This window comes from Romboutsia sp. 13368, from assembly GCF_018336475.1.
Taxonomy (GTDB): domain Bacteria; phylum Bacillota; class Clostridia; order Peptostreptococcales; family Peptostreptococcaceae; genus Romboutsia.
In genome coordinates, this window is record NZ_CP048741.1 from 1,166,351 (window position 1) to 1,167,044 (window position 694).

Below are 694 nucleotides of genomic sequence, written 5' to 3' on the forward strand. Positions count from 1 at the left end.
ACATATTTAAAAAGCGTCTATTTGAAGAAATACCATCCGATGAAGAAATAACAGAAATAGCAAATGCCTACAAATCAAAAGTATCTGAAGCTAAACAAATGGGATATACGAATATATCACCAGAGCAAATATTTATAGGAATAAAAGATTCATATCCATTTCATCCATCATTAAAAGACTTATACGCAAGATTTAGAGAAAATCCAGGWTTTCAACAAACTAGAGGAYTAATAAGACTAATAAGAGTAATAGTTTCTCAAATTTATACAAATGGAAAATCTGAAAGTAAATATATTATAAATCCATACGATATGGATTTAAATGATTCTAATATGCTAGCACAAATAAAAAGTATAAAACCATCATTAACAAATGCTATATCACACGATATAGCTGCAAATGGAAAAGGTATAGCWGAGATTATAGACAATGAAATGAATAATACTAATATGAGTGATTTAAGTAAGTTAATACTAGTATCATCACTTGCAGATGTACCACATGCAATTTTAGGATTATCTGAATCTGAAATGATTGGATATTTAGTAGAACCAAACAAAGATATAAGRTCTATAAAGACATCGCTAGGTGAATTTACATTAAAAGCATGGTATATATATACTACAGATAACGGAAGAATCTTCTTTCAAAATACTAAAAATATGATAGCAGAACTTAATACTCTTATAGAGTC

1 protein-coding gene is annotated in these 694 nt (G+C 27.8%); it reads left to right on the plus strand.

Translation table 11 applies throughout. The features are described 5' to 3' along the window. Positions 1–694: DUF499 domain-containing protein (locus G3997_RS04745; protein WP_296649380.1), on the plus strand; the 694-nt coding region annotated here is incomplete at both ends.